Origin of the sequence: Nocardia sp. NPDC051756 (assembly GCF_040681495.1) — a bacterium.
GTDB lineage: Bacteria > Actinomycetota > Actinomycetes > Mycobacteriales > Mycobacteriaceae > Nocardia.
In genome coordinates this window covers 526,317-542,034 of sequence record NZ_JBFAYV010000003.1, presented here as the reverse complement: position 1 = coordinate 542,034, position 15,718 = coordinate 526,317, and the positions used below count along the sequence as shown (strand labels likewise).

The 15,718-nt window shown below is 68.9% G+C and carries 13 protein-coding genes; 4 read left to right on the top strand and 9 right to left on the bottom strand.

The features are described from left to right. Positions 1 to 112: 112 nt before the first annotated feature. Complete coding sequence (locus AB0M22_RS14165) at positions 113 to 1,294, bottom strand: ATP-binding protein (protein WP_364725429.1); 1,182 nt, start codon at positions 1,292 to 1,294, stop codon at positions 113 to 115. 159 nt (positions 1,295 to 1,453) lie between these two features. Here AB0M22_RS14165 and AB0M22_RS14160 point away from each other — a divergent pair, with 159 nt between their 5' ends. The 3 genes from AB0M22_RS14160 (at position 1,454) to AB0M22_RS14150 (ending at position 3,194) form a co-directional block, all read left to right on the top strand. Beyond that, entirely contained in the window at positions 1,454 to 1,732 is a 279-nt protein-coding gene (locus AB0M22_RS14160; RefSeq protein ID WP_364725427.1) for a hypothetical protein, read from the top strand. Positions 1,733 to 2,138: 406 nt separating this feature from the next. Then, positions 2,139 to 2,774: an NlpC/P60 family protein gene (locus AB0M22_RS14155; protein WP_317983905.1), complete on the top strand. Its 636-nt coding sequence runs from the start codon at positions 2,139 to 2,141 to the stop codon at positions 2,772 to 2,774. 3 nt (positions 2,775 to 2,777) lie between these two features. Further along, positions 2,778 to 3,194, top strand: a complete 417-nt coding sequence (locus AB0M22_RS14150; protein ID WP_364725424.1) for an RNA-binding S4 domain-containing protein — start codon at positions 2,778 to 2,780, stop codon at positions 3,192 to 3,194. A gap of 1 nt (position 3,195) precedes the next feature. Here AB0M22_RS14150 and AB0M22_RS14145 read toward each other — a convergent pair whose 3' ends face one another. From AB0M22_RS14145 to AB0M22_RS14125, 5 genes are all read right to left on the bottom strand, one after another. Continuing rightward, positions 3,196 to 4,341: a cation:proton antiporter gene (locus AB0M22_RS14145; protein ID WP_364725421.1), complete on the bottom strand. Its 1,146-nt coding sequence runs from the start codon at positions 4,339 to 4,341 to the stop codon at positions 3,196 to 3,198. Next, positions 4,338 to 4,727, bottom strand: coding sequence for a hypothetical protein (locus tag AB0M22_RS14140; protein WP_364725419.1), 390 nt, complete (start codon positions 4,725 to 4,727; stop codon positions 4,338 to 4,340). The genes AB0M22_RS14145 and AB0M22_RS14140 overlap by 4 nt, the downstream gene beginning before the upstream one ends. A 62-nt stretch (positions 4,728 to 4,789) precedes the next feature. Further along, complete coding sequence (locus AB0M22_RS14135; protein ID WP_364725416.1) at positions 4,790 to 6,496, bottom strand: fatty acyl-AMP ligase; 1,707 nt, start codon at positions 6,494 to 6,496, stop codon at positions 4,790 to 4,792. Further along, on the bottom strand, positions 6,493 to 11,259 hold the full coding sequence (locus tag AB0M22_RS14130; RefSeq protein ID WP_364725413.1) for a type I polyketide synthase: 4,767 nt from the start codon (positions 11,257 to 11,259) through the stop codon (positions 6,493 to 6,495). The genes AB0M22_RS14135 and AB0M22_RS14130 overlap by 4 nt, the downstream gene beginning before the upstream one ends. Continuing rightward, positions 11,256 to 11,495 (bottom strand): acyl carrier protein, encoded by a 240-nt coding sequence (locus tag AB0M22_RS14125; RefSeq protein WP_364725410.1) that lies wholly within the window; start codon positions 11,493 to 11,495, stop codon positions 11,256 to 11,258. The genes AB0M22_RS14130 and AB0M22_RS14125 overlap by 4 nt, the downstream gene beginning before the upstream one ends. A 155-nt stretch (positions 11,496 to 11,650) precedes the next feature. Here AB0M22_RS14125 and AB0M22_RS14120 point away from each other — a divergent pair, with 155 nt between their 5' ends. Then, positions 11,651 to 12,622, top strand: coding sequence for an MBL fold metallo-hydrolase (locus AB0M22_RS14120; protein WP_364725408.1), 972 nt, complete (start codon positions 11,651 to 11,653; stop codon positions 12,620 to 12,622). Between the two features lie 70 nt (positions 12,623 to 12,692). Here the strand turns inward: AB0M22_RS14120 and AB0M22_RS14115 are convergent, their stop codons facing one another. The 3 genes from AB0M22_RS14115 to fadD5 form a co-directional block, all read right to left on the bottom strand. After that, positions 12,693 to 13,157, bottom strand: a complete 465-nt coding sequence (locus tag AB0M22_RS14115; protein ID WP_364725405.1) for a hypothetical protein — start codon at positions 13,155 to 13,157, stop codon at positions 12,693 to 12,695. Between the two features lie 120 nt (positions 13,158 to 13,277). Next, positions 13,278 to 13,883 (bottom strand): cysteine hydrolase, encoded by a 606-nt coding sequence (locus AB0M22_RS14110; RefSeq protein WP_364725402.1) that lies wholly within the window; start codon positions 13,881 to 13,883, stop codon positions 13,278 to 13,280. Between the two features lie 28 nt (positions 13,884 to 13,911). After that, positions 13,912 to 15,483, bottom strand: a complete 1,572-nt coding sequence (fadD5, locus tag AB0M22_RS14105; protein ID WP_364725399.1) for a fatty-acid--CoA ligase FadD5 — start codon at positions 15,481 to 15,483, stop codon at positions 13,912 to 13,914. Positions 15,484 to 15,718: the final 235 nt, after the last annotated feature.

Here is a 15,718-nt window from a genome sequence, read left to right as displayed (position 1 = left end):
TTACCGGCCGGTAGGGCCGCAGGTCGATTGATTTCTATATATCTCTAATGATCTTGGTAGACAAGCTAATACGGAGCTACCCATGCATGTTCGTATTGCCCGATTCGGAAGCTCACACGCTGCGTAGGTAGCGACCGAAGTGCGGCACGGTGAATCCGATCGTGCCGCGCTCGGCCGAATAGATCAGGCCCTTCTTGATCAGTCCGTCCCTGGCCGGCGAGAGCGAGGCGGGTTTGCGGCCGAGTTCGCTGGCCACCGCCGAGGTCGCCACCGGACCGTCGTCGCCGGCCAGATCGGCCATGGCGCGCATGTACTCTCGCTCGGCCGGCGTTGCCCGTTCGTAGCGGGAGCCGAAGAAGCCGACCGCCAGTTCCTCCTCCGCGGTCGGCGAGGCCACCTCCACATCTTCCGCGGAGATCGGGCTCTCCGGCGCCTGATCCCAGGCCGCCTTGCCGTAGGCCTGCACAAAGTACGGATAACCATCGGCCTTGTGGTACAGCGCATCCAGCGCTTCGTCGGTGAATTTCACCTCTTCGCGCTCGGCCGGCGCGATCAGCGCGAGGTCCGCGGATTCGCGGTCGAGTCGATCGATGCGGTGATAACTGAACAGTCGCTCGGAGTAACTCTTCGACGCGGACAGCACCGCGGGCAGATGCGGCAGGCCGGCGCCGACCACGATCAGCGGCGCGGTGTCCTGGCTCAATTCGTGGCAGGCCCCGCAGATCGCGGAGATGTCGGCCGGACTCAGATCTTGCATCTCGTCGATGAAAATCGCGATGCCGACGCCGATTTCGCTGGCCAGCGCCGCCGCCTCGACCAGAAGCTCGACCAGGTCGATCTCGATGTCGCCGGAATCCGCCCGCCCGGTCACCGCGGGCACGTCGATGCCCGGCTGCCAGCGCTCGCGCATCCCCTTGTCCGCGGTGGCGCGCAACGCGAAAGCCTTGAGAATGCCGAGGAAGTCGTCGACCCGCTCCGGGTTCCGGTGTGCCATGGCGATCGCGCGGACCGCCATGTGCAGCGCGGAGGACAGCGGACGGCGCAGTTCCTGATCCGGCCGGGCCTCGATCTTGCCGGTGCCCCAGCCGCGCGAGATGGCGGCCGAGCGAAGTTGATTGAGCAGCACTGTTTTTCCGACGCCGCGCAGGCCGGTGAGCATGACGCTGCGTTCCGGCCGGCCGCGCGCGATGCGCTCCAGCACGATGTCGAAAGCGGTGAGTTGCTTGTCGCGCCCGGCTAATTCGGGTGGGCGCTGTCCGGCTCCGGGAGCATACGGATTCCGCACGGGGTCCATGCCCTAACACCGTAGCCCGTTATGTCCGCGAAATCTGTCCGTATCTACGGCGTGTCCTAGATATTGCTAGCGGTCGGTATTGCACGATGGCTCTCGCACGGTTGAGATGGGCACGGAAGTCATTACGCTGGTGGCGTTTCCAGCGAGTATCGGAGGGTCATGTCCGACGAACCCACCCCGACCACCGCCGAGGTGGTCGAATCCTGGAACGTGCCACCGGGGGCGACGGTGGCGCACCGCATCCGCGCCAACATCCTGGCGGCGATAGGGCAGGGCTATGACGATCCGCAGCTCGTCGCGGACCTCGCGGTCGGGCCGTTGGTGATGGCGCTCGGCAAGTTGGAGGTCGGGCTCGCCGATGCGCAGCGCCGGATCGCCGAGCTCGAGCAGACACTCACCGAACGCGACGGCGAGGCCGCCAACGGCCGCGAATCCTGAATTCCCAAAGGACGATTCGGACATTTGCCGCCGATCGGTAACAGACACTTATTCGCCGATATCGTGTCGTGACCCAGTGGGCGTGTCGTGATTCCGGGCGATCGTCCAGGGAGTTTGTCGGGACCGGAAAACTACCAGGTCTGTGCGCTGGACAACACCGCGTCGGCATCGTAATCTCTTCGTGACTTAGTGGAGTCCTGTCGTTTCGAAAGAGAAGCGGCGCCACACAGTTACCGCCTTAGCGGCCGTCGGGGCCATCTTCCCGCCTGCCGTGCCGGGAACACCCGCAGTGTTCGACTGGGTGATTCCTTGCGGCCATTTCTTGGTCGCTCACCGGTCGGCGGGAGAGTACGAAGATCGGAGACGTAGCTCGGTGGGTAAACACAGCATGCAGCGGGATTCGCGCTTGCCGAATTCCGTCAAGGGTGCCCTCGTCATGGGCGCGGTGGCCGCGACAACCGGCGCGATGCCCGCGATCCCCGCGATGGCGGCAACCATCAACCTCCCCGGACTGGGCAACTTCGATGTTCCTGTGCCACAGGAATACGAGGCGCCGGTCCAGCAACTCAACCAGCAGATCCAGCAGGCCGTGTCGGCCATGCCGAACGCGCAGGTTCCCGGCGCACCGCAGCAGCAGGCGGCGCCAGGCATCCCGAACTTCGCGCCGAACATGCCCGGCCTGTTCAATCCCGCTCCCTCCGCCAGCGATATCGCGCTCGACGCCGCCAAGACCAAGGTGGGCGCGATGTACTCCTGGGGTGCCGCAGGGCCCTCCAACTTCGACTGCTCGGGTCTGGTCCAGTGGGCCTACCGGCAGGCCGGCGTCGAACTCCCCCGCACCAGCTTCGAGCAGTCGCACGTCGGCGCTCCGGTGGCCTTCCAGAACCTGCAGCCCGGCGACATCGTCGTGACCAACGGTGGCGGCCACGTCGGCATCTACGCGGGTGACGGCAAGCTGCTCAACGCCGTTCAGTCCGGCTCGCCCGTCTCCTACACCCCGCTCCGCGCCGGCGATGTGGTCACCGCACGCCGTATCGTCTAACGAGTGACCCCCGCCGAAAACGGCATCCGTGCGAACGGAAAGAGCACCGCGACGCAGGCCCGAGTCGATTCATGGACTTGGGCCGTGCGCCTGTTCAAAACAAGATCCGCTGCCGCCGAGGCCTGCCGAGGTGGACACGTCCGCGTCAACGGCGCCGCGGCCAAGCCCGCCCAGCCGGTCAAGCCCGGCGACGAGGTGCGCATCCGCCAGAGCGGCGTCGAACGCATCGTGATCGTCGAGCAGATCATCACCAAGCGAGTCAGCGCCCCGGTCGCCGCGCAATGCTTGATCGACCGCAGCCCGCCGCCGCCTTCGCGCGAGATCCTCGCCGCCCAGCCGCGCCGCGACCGCGGGTCCGGCCGGCCCACCAAACGCGAACGGCGCGAAACGGATCGACTCCTCGGCCGCACCGAAGACTGAGTCAGGTCGAGGTCGTCTTAGCCGGCGCCTTGGCCGCCAATCGATTCGCCGCCACCGCAGCCGCGGCGATCGTGCACAGCGCGCCGAGCATCAACGCCGCCGCCTCCCCCGGGATCAGCACATGCAATTCCGTGCCGACGGTGACCGCCGCGACCGGAACACCGATCTGCGCCGCCGCGAGCGCCCCATAGCCAACTGGCTGACCGATCAGGCGCGGAATCAGGTGAACCAGCACCGCGCCGACCCCGAGCGCCAGTCCGAGCGCGATCAGGCGCGGGTGGTCGCCGAAGTCGCGCAGGTTGAGCCGAGCGCCGAGCCAGACAAAGAACAGCGGCCCGAGGAAACCGTCGTTGATCGCGAACAGTTGCCGGGCCACCCGGCGCGGCTCGCCGATCGCCGCCACCGCGAGCCCGGCGGCGAAGCCCGCCAACATGATCGACACCCGGGTCTGGGTGGCCACCGCGCACAGCGCGAACAGCACGGCGAGGCTCACCCGCAGTTCGAGCGCGAGCTTGCGATCCTCGGACAACCGATGCGCCCGGCGACGCGCACCCGACTGTTCCAGCCAGCGCAGCACCACGAAGAGCAGGGCTCCGCAGGCGGCCACCGCGAGGGCGCCGAGAGCGGCGCGACCCGCGTGATCCGGATCGATCGCCAACGGCAACGCCACCACACACGCGGTGTCCGCGATCGCCACCTGCGCGGTCAACGCGAGTACCGGCTTGCCCGCCAGCCCGAGCGAGTCGATGATCGGCAGCACCAGCGCCGCCGACGAGGAGGCGAGCAGCACCGCGTACATGGCGCCGTGCCCGGTATCGAACCAGTGCGCGATGCCGAATCCCGCTGCGGCAGCGAGCAATCCGACGATCACCGCACGGATCACGCCGACGCTGAGCGCGGACCGCACCGCCGGATCACGCACCGGCACATGGGTTCCGGCGACGAACATGACCACCGCGAACCCCATGTCCGCGAGGAAGGTGAAGATCGGATCGGCGCTGTGCAGCACGCCGAACCCGGTGGCGCCGAACACGATTCCGGCGATCACCTCGCCGAGGATCACCGGCACGTGCCACGAGCTGCGCAGCGCGAGTAGCGGCCCGAGCAGGCCGAGCGCGAGGACCAGTGCGAGGGTGGAAAAGGTCACGGCATGGCGGCGATCTTCGCCGGAATGGCGATGTTCTCGTCGGCCCAGTGGATCGCGCAGACCCGGTGGTAGCCGTCGGCGATCACCATCGGCGTCCCGGTGCGGAAATCGCCGCGCACCAGCAGAATCGGCGACAGCGACTTACCATTGTTGATCTTGATCAGATCCCGCCGGACATGCGAATTCTCCGGCGGCAGCAGCTCGAGCCCGGCCGCGCGCAGAATGTCCTTGGCCTTCTTGTACACGACCGGACCGGCGCGCAGGTCGTCCACCACGGCACCGACCACCTTCGGCCCGGCCAGCAACTCCAGGTAGTCGGCGGCTGCCGGGTAGTCGTGCTCCTCCGGCTCGTCTTTCCACTGCACGGAGATGTTGTCGGTCGCCATGCGCCTCATCATCGCGGCCCGCGGCCCGGATCAGCGGGATCTCGACGGTGTTTCGGAATGGCTCAGATCATCGCCACCGGGGCGAGCTGTCCGGCGATATAGCGGGCCCGGCATTCCCCGCGGCGCAGCTTGCCGCTGGTGGTCTTGGGGATGCGACCCGGCTCGACCAGCATCACCGAACCGGGCATCACCTCGTGCGCGGCCGCGACCGCGGTGCGGATCCGGCGGGCGAGCACCGAGAGTTCGGCGGGCTCGGTGGCCTCGACGACGCGCAGCTCGGCCACGATCACCAGATCCTCGCGCCGCCCGTCGTCGTGCCCGAACGCCGTCACGTGCCCGGGCCGGATCTCCACGGCGCAGGCCTCGACCGTCGCCTCGATGTCGGCCGGGAAGTGGTTGCGGCCGTCGACGACGATTACGTCCTTGCGCCTGCCCGCGATGTAGAGCTGCTCGTCGAACCAGAAGCCGAGGTCACCGGTGCGCAGCCAGTCGGCATCGCTGCCGCGCAGGGTGGCGTGGAAGGTCTCGGCGGTGGCGTCGGGCCTGCCGTAATAGCCGTCGCACACGTTCGCGCCGGCCACCCAGATCTCGCCGACCCGGCCGGTGGGCAGCTCGGCGCAGGACACCGGGTGCACGATGCGCACGTCCTGTCCGACCGGTGCGCCGCAGCCGACCAGCGGTGTGCCACCGAGTGACTGGTCGAGCTGGACCGCCCGGCCCTCGGCAAGCGCGCTGCGGTCGAAGTGCTGTGCCACCGGTTCGGCGCGCCAGTCGCCGACGGTCACGGTCAGCGTCGCCTCGGCCAAGCCGAAACCGGCCGTGTGCGCACGATGCTGGAAGCCGTATTCGGCGAAGGTCTCGGTGAATACGGCGAGTGCGTCGGCCCGGACCGGTTCGGAGCCGTTGAGCAGCATGTCGAGGCAGGACAGGTCGAGCCCGGCGCGTTCCTCTGGTGTGGTCGACGAAACCGTCAGGCACAGACCGAAATTGGGGCCGCCGGTGATGCCCGCGCGGTAGTCGCTCACCGCGCGCAGCCACCGGATCGGCCGTTTCGCGAATTCCGCGGGGGACATGGTCAAGCCGGGTACGCCGCAATAGAGCGGCAGACACAGGCCGAGGATGAGGCCCATATCGTGGAAGAACGGCAGCCAGGTCAGGATGGGTTTGCCCGGCGTCGGTTGCAGGGCTTGGCACAGCTGTTCCAGCGCCGTGGTCATGTTCGCGTGGGTGACCCGGACGCCGGCGGGGGACTGGGTCGAGCCCGAGGTGTACTGGAGATAGGCGAGATCGGCACGGATCGGATCGATCACCGGGGCGGGCGGATCCGTCAGGGGCGCAGTGATATCCGGGGCGAGTTCGACCACGGTGCCGAGTACGGGACCGAGGATCGTCGCACGGGTCGAGTCGCCGTGGGACAGTAGGGCGAGCGTCGGTCGCGCGTCGGCCAAGACCGCGAGCAGTCGCTCCTTGTTGCGTGTGCCTGCCGCCGGAAACAGCGGCACCGCAATGCGATTGCTGTACAGGCAGGCGAGAAAGGCGACGGCGTAGTCGAGTCCATGCGCGCACAGGATGGCGATCCGGTCGCCCGGCGCGCTCGCGTCCCGGAGCCGTTCGGCGAGTTCGCCTGCGGCGGAATGCAAACCGGCGTAGGTCAGCGAGGCGGGCAGCCGTTCGTGCAGGCGATAGCGCAGCTCGGTGTAGGCGACCTCGTCCGGCCGGGTCGTGGCCAACTCGGCGATCCGTTCGGCGAGGCGGTTGCAGGCTGTCACGAGACCTCGCTGGGGTGGGCGGCGAGCCGATCGACCAGGGCGGCGCCGAGGAGATTCGCGAGGCGCACCGCCATGGGGGAGGTGTCGCCGGTCGGGGCGTAATCCACTGCCGAGAGGTAGGTCCCGGTATATCGCAGCAGCTCGGACAGCAGTGCGGCATCGTGGCGGGTGTCGAATGCGGCGATACCCGCCTGCCGGACAGCCGCGTTCGGACCGGTCGTCCATCCACCCCAGCCGACGCTGAGCACACCCCGCCCCGGGTAGGTCAGGGCCAGGGAGTCCATCGCGGCGTTCGCGGCGGCATCGGCAGCTCGGCCGGGCGCACCGAATGCGCCGGTGGCGCAGGAGAACAGCAGGACGAAGTCGGTCGGGTCGGCCGCGGTCAGCTCGATCAGGTTGCCCGCCGCGGTCAGTTTGGCGGCGAACGCCGTGGTCAGCTGGCCGGGCGTGGTGGTGTCGACGGTGGCCTCCGTGGTCGTGCCCGCCGCGTGTACGAGGCCGCGAATGGTCGAGCCGCATTCGCGGATGTCGTTGAGCGCGTTGGCCAGATCGCGCCGGTCGGCGGTATCGCAGCGGACCACGACGATCCGGTCCTCCAGTCCGTCGAGCAGCGACGGCACGGGACGGGGCGCGCGGGTGAGGATCACAACGTCGCGGGCGCCCGAATCGAGCAGCCAGCGCACCGCGACGGCGCCGATCGTGCCCAATCCGCCGGTCACCACGTAGGTTCCGGCGGCATCGATGGCGGTCGAGGTCGATCGGAGTCGCGCGGGAGTGAAGCGGCGGACGGCGAGATTGCCTGTGGAGACGCGCAATTCGTCGGCGAATGCGGTGTCGGGCAGTTCCGCCACGGATCGGGAGAGCAGGGCCAGGTTCCGCGGATCCGCATCGGTCCAGATCAGGCGCACCGAGCGGCCGGATTCGAGTTGCAGGGAGCGGACCAGACCGGCGAGCGCCTGGGGCGCGGCCAGGACATCGGGATCGACACTGTGCGGGTCGACAGTCATAGGTTCCGGCAGGACTACCGTCAAGGACGCAGTGCCGGCCTCGGCGTGCACGCGCTGGAGTAGATCGAGGACACGGCAGGTGGTCGCGGCGGCGCTCCTGCCCGGCCCGATGGGGTCGGAGTGCGTTGCCGACGAGCCTGTTTCGGTAGGCCATACCAGGACCACCGCGGTGCGTGCGTTGCTAGTGTCACCCAGCGGCAGGTCGGTGATGAGCGGCCGCGGCGCATCCGGCTCGCGCGGGACCCGGTCGGTGGGGATGGTGCCCGCCAGCGCGTCGGCCAACCGGATGGCGAGGTCCGAATCGCCGATCACCAAGGCACGCTCGGCCATCCGGTTGCCCGGATCGTCGAGGGCGACGAACTCGGGATCGACAGCCTGCCATGTCTCCTCGCGGAAAGGCATGGGGCGATCGGCTTTTCGTGGTGCGACGGTAGAACGCGCCGGAGAATCCAATCCCACGAACCGGATTCGCACGCCGGACAGCGCGAGACACGGCACCCCGTGCTGGTCGGTAGCGATAACGTCGCCGGTGAGCCCGGTGGCGGTGCGCTCGCGGACGAACGCATGCGCCTCGAGGACAGTCCGATTCGGTTCAGCGGACAACCACGCGGAGGCGATACCGACCGGCAGCGGTAGTACGTCGGCGGGCACCTCGTCATAGACGGTCGCGGTGAGCAATTGCAGGCAACCGCTCAGCGTTGCGGTGCTGTGCAATTCGGCGACGTCGAACAGGCCGAGCGCACTGTCCGGGCCGGTCGCGATGCCGCGCAGCACCCGGAACCGCGGCCCGTACTCCAGCCGCAACCGGTGCAGTTCGGCATAGAACGCGGCGGGCGCGACCAGCCGCATCCGGTGTCGCCCGGCCCGATTGGCATCCACCACCCGCATCCATGCGACGATATCCGCGGGTGTGGGGTCACCGGCGGGACGCGCCGATGCCAGCGCTGCGGACTCCGTGACCTCCGCCCGTACGCTTCCGTCGCCGTCCGTGCGATAGCCGACCTCCGGCAGCGCCGCGAGCGCGGTCCGTTCGTGCACCATGAAATCGGTGAGCACCGTGGCGCGCGCCAGATGCAGCAGCCTGCGCAGCCAGAACGCCGTGGGCACGATCGGTGCGCCGTGGATCACGTGCTCGGTGAGATCGTCAGGGGGGAAGACGGTTTCGTTGGTATCCGGCTCTGCCGCGGAGGTGATCAGCGGGAACTTGCGCTTGCGCCACGTGCGCCGTGGTGGGGTGCTGAACGGTCCCTGGGCGGACCAATCGACCGGCCGGCCTTCGAGGTGGAGCTGGGCGAGGCAGGTGAGAAACGCGCCCGCCTCGTCGTCGCGGGTCGCCACCGGATGCGTCGCGGCGCGGAACTCGGGATACGCACGGACAGCAGGGGTCAGCACGGGATGCGGCGAAATCTCCAGCACAGTCGAGAGGCCGTCCTCGGCTGCGTGTTCCAGCGCGGCCGCGAGTTCGACGGTCCCCGAGGCATTCTCGGCCCAATAGGCGCCGTCCATCGCTGCCGTGGTGATCAATTCCGCGCGACGCGCAGTGGAGTACAGGGGAATGTGCGGTGTAGTCGGCTTCAGATCCGCCAGCGCTTCGACGAATTCGGGCGGCACCGGGGTGACCAGCGGACTGTATGCGGTGGCGTCGTCCGCGATCCTGGACGCCGACATGTCGCGACGCTTGGCCCGCCGGACGAGCGTATCGATGTAGCGCGGAATCCCGGAAACGACCACCGACCGTGGACCATTGACCGCCGCGATGCCGACCTGCGCCCGCATCGGCTCCACCAGCTTCGCCGCCTCGAACGGCGCCGCCGCCAGCAGCGCCATGGCCGTTCGATCGGCCGGTGCGGCCACGATCCGGCTGCGCCGCACCACGATCAGCGCAGCGTCGGCCAGCGACAACGCGCCACCGACGGCGGCCGCGGCGATCTCACCGAGCCCGTGCCCCGTCACCGCGTCCGGCCGGATGCCCCACGCCGCCAGCAGTTCCGCCATCGCCACCTGGAACGCGAAGAGGGCAGGCGGCACGAGTGCGAGCGCGCGCGAACCATTTCCGTTGCCCGAGGGGGTCAGCGCGAAGCCGTGTCGCGGCGTCCAGACCCGCGGGCCGTCCGCCGCGACGATCGCGTCGGCGACCTTGGCCAACGCGCCGGCGAACCCACTGTGCCGCGCGGCCAGCGCGCGCCCCATCGCGAGATGTTGTCCCCCTTGCCCGGCGAACAGGAACAGCACCCCACCCCGTCGCCGGGTCGCCGACGGCCCGATCACCGCCGCGCTCGAATCACCGTGCGCGACAGCGTGGAGCTGCTTCATCGCGTCGCCACGATCCCGCACCAGCACGCAGGCCCGAGTTCGCTGCGGCAGCAATCGTGTAGTGGCGGAGGCGAACTCGCGCAGCGATTCGGTACCGGCCGCGAGGCGCTCGGCGAACCGGCCTGCCTCGGCACTCAGCTCCGCGGTATCGCGACCGGTGACCGAGATCAACACCGGCGGATCGTCCCCGCGGACGGCTCGCGGCAGCTCGACACCGCGCAGTACCGCGTGCGCGTTGGTGCCGCCGAAGCCGAACGAGCTGACCCCCGCGCGACGTTCGCCCAGCGGGACCGTGCTCCAGTCGACGGCCGCGGTCGGCACCCTGAGTCCACGCTCGGCCAACTTCAGCAGCGGGTTCTCCGTCTCGACGCCGGGCATCGGCGCGATGACGCCGTGGTGGATGGACAACGCCGCTTTGATCAACCCGATGACGCCCGCGGCTGCTTCCAGATGCCCGATCGCGGACTTCACCGAGCCGATCCAGATCGGCTCGGTATGCGCCGAGGACTCCGGTGCGACCACGGCGGCCAGCGCGCCGACCTCCACCGCGTCGCCCAATGCTGTTCCGGTGCCGTGACATTCGAAATATCCGGCGGTCCGCGGATCGAGCCCGGCGCGGGACCAGGCGGCGCGCAACGTCTCCTGCTGCGCCCGGCCGTTCGGCGCACGCAGCCCGTTGGAGCGGCCATCCGAACCGACCGCCGTCCCGGCGATCTCCGCGTACACCCGATTGCCTTCGCGCACCGCGTCTTCGGTGCGTTGCAGGATCACCACCGCACAGCCGTCCGCCCGGGTGTACCCGTCGGCGGTCGCGTCGAACGGCTTCGCGCGTCCGTCGGCGGCCAGGAAACCGCCGTCCGCCAGGTAGTTCGAGGCATGCGGCAGCAGCAGGAGATTGACCCCGCCGGCGATCGCGAACGGTGCCGTGCCGTCGGCGACCAGCCGGACCGCCAGGTCGACGGCGGCCAGCGACGACGAGCACGCGCTGTCCACCACCAGGCTCGGTCCACGCAGATCCAGCACGTAGGACAGGCGATTGGCGATGATGCCGAGCGCGGAACCGGTGACCGCGTAGGGCGCGTCGAAACCGTCCCGCCCGAGCACGGTGACGCCGTGGTCGTAACCGCACGCGCCGAATACCACCGCCGCACCGGAACCCCTTGTGCGGTAACCGATTCCGGCGTCGTCGAGGGCCTCGACCGCGACCTCCATGGCCAGCCGCTGCTGCGGATCCATCAGCGCGGTCTCCCGCTCGGTGAGGGCGAACCACTCGTTGTCGAACGCGTCGATGCCGGCCAGATATCCACCGCGTCGTGCGCCGAGTCGCCCGGCCGGCGGCGGCCCGGTCGCGTCGCGGCCCGCGAGCAGCAGCCGCCAGAATTCGTCGCCGCCGTCGGCTCCCGGCACCCGGCAGCCGATCCCGACGATGGATACCCCGGTCATCGCATCGCGAGATACTCGACCAATTGGTCTATGTCGGGGTAGTCGTACATCGCGGTCAACGAGACCTCGAACCCCATGGCATCCTCGAGCCGCGCGGTCAGCCGGGCCAGCTGAGTGGAGCTCAGGCCCAGGTCGGCGAACGGCGCGTCGGTGCAGACGGCGGTCGCGTCGACGCCGAGCAGCTCGGCCACGGCCGTCACCGCCGTGGTCGTCAGCGCCGCACGACTGCGTACCATCGAGCTCCGATCCATTCCGAGACGCAGCTACCCCCGAATCGGCGGCTCGTCTCTACCGCCCAGGTACCCCCCGCGATTATGCCGAGATATCGCACTATGGAGAAGAGTCTTTTGCGTGGCCTGCGCCGACCTGGCCGATCGCCTACCGTGGCGAGGTGAGCGAAAACTCCGCACGGCCGGCCGATGGACGCCCAGGAACCCTCGGCACGCTGGCGCGGTGTTGCGCCGCACTGGCCGCCACGCCGGGCCGACTGCTCCGTCCACGCCGACCCGACCGGGCGTTTCTCGCCGGTCTGGCTTCCGCGCCCGCGCCGAAGGCCACCGCGACCGTCCGGCTGATCGCGCTGCCGCAGGCCACGATGGCCGCGCCGGCCATCATCGTCGCCGAGGGCGTGCGCAGCCTGCGCGAGTTGCCGATGTCGATGGGTGCGTTTCTGGTCGAGCATCCGCAGGCGCGGTTTCTCGTCGACCCGGCGATCTGCGCCGACGTGCACACCCGAGTCCTGCCGGGGCATCCGTTCCCGGTCGGCAAACTGGTGGCGCCGGACAAGCCGGTGCTCGGACTGAGCAACGCGCTCGCGGCCCGCGACCTCACCGCCGCCGACATCGACTTCACCCTGGCCACCCACCTGCACTGGGACCACGTCGCCGGCCTGCTCGAATTGCCGGATTCGATCGAACTCCGGGTCCCCGCGGTCGAATACGCGTGGGCCATGCACGGCGCGACCGCGCCGATCGGCGTCATCCGGGAACCGTTGCGCGGCCAGTCCATCGCGCCGGTCGAGCTAGACGGCCCGCCCGTGCTCACCTTCCCGCGCAGCCACGACGTGTTCGGTGACGGCTCGGTCGTCCTCGTCGATCTGGCGGGTCACACCCCCGGCAGCATCGGCGTGCTGCTCGCGGTGGACGACGGCACCCGGGTCCTGCTGGCCGGTGACGCCGTCTGGAACACCTTGCAGGTCAAGTTGATCCGGGAGAAGGCCCCGATGCCCGGCAACCTCTTCGACGCCGACCGCGACGCCGCGTTCCGCACCATCCAACGACTGCACGCCCTTCCGGCCGACATCGAGGTCATCGCCAGCCACGACTACGACGCCGTCCTGGCCCGCGCGGTGCAGGCGAACTGAAGCGCGATCCGGGCAGAGCGCAGAACGCCGGGCCCGGCTGAAGCGCGGGGCCCGGCGTTCGATCGGTGGATCAGCTGGCGCGGAGGCCGATGATCAAGCCGTCCTTGGTGCACTTGGACGGGGTGGCGGGGTCGGGTTGGGCGTTGCACTGCCAGCCCTCGATGGTCTGGGCGTCGGTATTGCTCACCGTGGTCGCGTATTTCGTCGCGACGTTGATCGCTTCCGTGCAGCCGACCCGGCCGGCCGGGGTGCCGACGGCGATGACGGTGCGGGTGCCGCCGCCCGCGTCGGTGACCGGGCCGCAGTCGACGTCGGCCACGGCGGCAGCGGGGGAGGTGGCGATCGCGGGGGACGTGGCGTGGCCGGGGGAGGTGGCGACGGCCGAGGTGGGGTTGACGGCGGCGGAGGGTGCTTGCAGGGCGGTCGAAATGGCGTGGGCCGAGTGGTCCGTCTCGTTGTTGCCGCCGCAGCCGGCCGTGCAGGCCACTACCGCGAAGGCGGTCGCGGCGACGGCCGTCAGGTGGAGGAATTTCACCGAGTTGGCTCCTGATCTCTAGGCGAAGCGGCCGAATCGGCGCAGGTGCAGCGTGATTCGGCCGTAGCTGTCATGTTGCCAGTTCCCATTCAAGCACGCGGCTACGCGCCGGGACCAAGATCAGCGGCGGACCAGCAGCTCCAGCGCCTGCGCGGCGGTCAGCGAACCGGCGCTGACGAGTTCGAGATTCGCCAGCGCCGCCTCGTGCGCTGCCACGCTCGCCGCGGCGACGCAGTCGGACACCGGGTGCACGGTGAAACCCAGATCGGTGGCGTGCCTTGCGGTCTGCTCGACCGTCAGGTTGGTCGCGACCCCGGTGACGAACAAGGTGTCGATGTTCTGCTCGGTGAACCACTGAGCCAGTGCATTACCCGCCAGCCCGGACAGCTTCTGGTTGTCGAACACTTCGCTCGCCAGCCCGTCCATCTCCGCGATCAGCCGGCTGCCCGCCGAATCCGGCCGGAACTCGGTCTGCGCCGCGCCGACCGATCGCATGAAACCGGTATTGCGCACCAGTTCGCCCTCGCCGACCGGGATGGTGAACCGGGTGAAGATCACCGGAAAGCCTTGCGCGGCGGCGGCTTTGTGGAAATCCACCGCACGCGCGACGACGCCGCTGGCGGCGACCGGCTCGGCGAGCATGGGCCCGAAGAAGCCGTCCGGCTCGATCACATTCACCTGCCAGTGCAGTGCGAGTACGGCCGCGCGGATTCGGGGGATCGCCATCCCCCGACCCTACGTCAGGCTATCGCGCTCAGGATGAATAATCTTTGCGCAGTTGAACTTTGACCACCTTGCCGCTGGCGTTGCGCGGCAGCTCGGCGACCAGCACCAGATCCTTGGGATGCTTGTAGCGCGCCAGGTTCGCGTCGAGGAACGCGGTCAGCTCGGCCAAGGTCAGCTCGTCCTCGGCGGTGTTGAGCGCGACGACGGCCACCGGCATCTCGCCCCACTTGTCGTGCGCGCGCCCGATCACCGCGGCCTCGCGGATCTTCGGATGCGCGAACAGCACGTTCTCCACTTCGGCGCAGTAGATGTTCTCGCCGCCGGAGATGATCATGTCCTTCTTGCGGTCCACCACCCAGATGAAGCCCTCCTCGTCCTGGCTGACCAGGTCGCCGGAGTGGAACCAGCCGCCGGCGAACGCCTCCGCCGTCGCCTCGGGCTTGTTCCAGTAGCCCTGCATGAGTGTCGGTCCGCGGTAGACGATTTCGCCGACCTCGCCGGGCGCGACGTCGTTCATCTCGTCGTCGACGATCCTGGTCTGGATGGTCGGGATGGGCTTGCCGACCGAGCCGAGCTTGCGCAGCGCGTCCTTGCCCTCCAGCACGCAGGTGATCGGCGACATCTCGGTCTGCCCGAACACCGCGACATTGAACGCGTTCGGGAAGCAGTCGGCCATCGCCTTCAGCACCGTGTCGGAGGCGGGCGCGGCGCCCCAGCTGAGCGCGGTCAGCGCGAGTTTGCGCTCCTTCACCCGCGGTTCGGCGCAGATGGCCTGCCACTGCGCGGGCACGCAGAACGCGCTGGTGGCCTGCTCCCGCTCGACCGCGTCGAGGAATTCGGTGGGATCGAACGCGCCGAGCGGATGCAGCACGGTCTTCGCGCCGAGCAGGAAACATGGTGCGAGACTGCCGAGTCCGGCGATGTGGAACAGCGGCGAGGTGCAGAACCCGATCGAGCTCTGTTCGGTCGCCAGCGCCCGGATGACGGTCAGCGCTTGGGAATTCATGTTCGCGTAGGACAGGATCGCGCCCTTCGGGCTACCCGTGGTGCCCGAGGTGTACATGATCAGCGCGGGGGTGTCTTCGGGGATGTCGAGCGGGGTGTGCGGTTCGCCGCCCTCGGCGAGCACGTCGTCGAAGCCGAGCACGCCGTCCGCGCTCGGCCCGCCGATCACGAAACATGTTTCCAGCGTGGCGGATTGCGCCTGCACGGCCGTGGCCAGCGGCAGCAGCACGGTGTCGGTGACGATCGCCTTCGCGCCGCTGTCGCTGACGATGTAGGCGACCTCGGGCGGGGTGAGCCGGAAGTTGACCGGGACCGCGATGGCGCCGAGCGCGTTGATGCCGAACACCGCCTCGACGTATTCGGGGTAGTTCAGTGCGAGGATCAGCACCCGGTCGCCGAAGCCGACGCCGCGGCGGGCGAGCGCGTCGGCGAACCTCAGCGAGCGCTCGTGCAGTTGCCGCCAGGTGGTGTCGGCGTCGCGGAACCGCAGCGCGACCGCGTCCGGGCGCATCTGCGCGTGCACGGCGATCTGGTTGTTCCAGTGATTACGCCGAGACCTCAGCGGCTCGTCGAGCGCCTGCACACGGTTGGTCATGCCACGAACTCCTCTCGGCCCGGCACGTGCGTCCGCCGGGGATGGCCGACCGCTGTGACGGGCTGAACTGAGCGCAGAATATCAACTAACTTATGCGGACGGCAAGGGGTCGCGAGATGAACCGCCGTTAATTGGACAGGGTGAACGTCGAGACCGGTAAACCCCGCCTCAACTGATGTTTTGTAGGGACTTTCAGTTGCTTAGGCGCAGCAACAAGCGCTGTATTGCGTCGAAC

Coding starts and splice junctions, on each gene's coding strand:
- AB0M22_RS14165 (WP_364725429.1), bottom strand. CDS start 1,294: ATGGACCCCGTGCGGAATCCGTATGCTCCCGGAGCCGGACAGCGCCCA.
- AB0M22_RS14160 (WP_364725427.1), top strand. CDS start 1,454: ATGTCCGACGAACCCACCCCGACCACCGCCGAGGTGGTCGAATCCTGG.
- AB0M22_RS14140 (WP_364725419.1), bottom strand. CDS start 4,727: ATGGCGACCGACAACATCTCCGTGCAGTGGAAAGACGAGCCGGAGGAG.
- AB0M22_RS14130 (WP_364725413.1), bottom strand. CDS start 11,259: ATGACCGGGGTATCCATCGTCGGGATCGGCTGCCGGGTGCCGGGAGCC.
- AB0M22_RS14125 (WP_364725410.1), bottom strand. CDS start 11,495: ATGGTACGCAGTCGTGCGGCGCTGACGACCACGGCGGTGACGGCCGTG.
- AB0M22_RS14110 (WP_364725402.1), bottom strand. CDS start 13,883: ATGGCGATCCCCCGAATCCGCGCGGCCGTACTCGCACTGCACTGGCAG.
- fadD5 (WP_364725399.1), bottom strand. CDS start 15,483: ATGACCAACCGTGTGCAGGCGCTCGACGAGCCGCTGAGGTCTCGGCGT.